We start from the raw sequence: 594 nt of genomic DNA, 5'->3' as shown, positions 1-594 counted from the left end.
GTCACACTCTCATGTTGAGAATTGCCCAGCCCGCACTCTGGATGGCGAGTGAGAAACTCCCCCTCGAGGAACACCCACCCAATTTCACGACCACTTGTGTCGTGCACACGACCGCCCCTCCCCGCGTACCTCGACGTCACGAGCAACCGCTCCTCTCGACTATCTGCCAACCTAGAAGAAACGACTCCGATGGGTGACATGAAAGGTCCGGTAGGCGGGTTTTCCCTTGACATTCAAGCCTTTAACCCCGACATCGAGGTTCGATCGCCAACCGTACTGGGGTGTTCTGTGCGCAGGGCGATAGCTTCGCCTGGCGACCCCACTACCACGAGCGATGAATGAATTTCCATTCTTGAGCGTCTCGCTGTATTTCCCGGACAGGCGAACGGCGCGGACGTGGACGCGACCAGCAATCGCGGCGACGGGCCTCGATGCCCGGATCGTGTTCGCGGCGCCCGCAACACCATTATGGTACGCACGTGCAGCCTTGAGCACTCGGCCCACGCGTGCGACGCCTACGGCGATCGTCCCCACCCCGACGAGTGCCGCCGCCGCCGTGACGCCCATCTCCAGGGCCTTCTTCGGGTTGCGGTT

General features: G+C 61.8%; 1 protein-coding gene. It reads right to left on the bottom strand.

What is annotated here, in order from left to right; all coding sequences use genetic code 11:
• Nucleotides 1-171: 171 nt before the first annotated feature.
• On the bottom strand, nt 172-594 hold a 423-nt coding region (locus tag J7523_RS20490), incomplete at its 5' end, for a hypothetical protein (protein ID WP_291890653.1).

The sequence above is a fragment of the Cellulomonas sp. genome (assembly GCF_017744555.1).
Taxonomy (GTDB): domain Bacteria; phylum Actinomycetota; class Actinomycetes; order Actinomycetales; family Cellulomonadaceae; genus Cellulomonas.
This window is presented reverse-complemented; position numbering and strand designations above follow the sequence as displayed.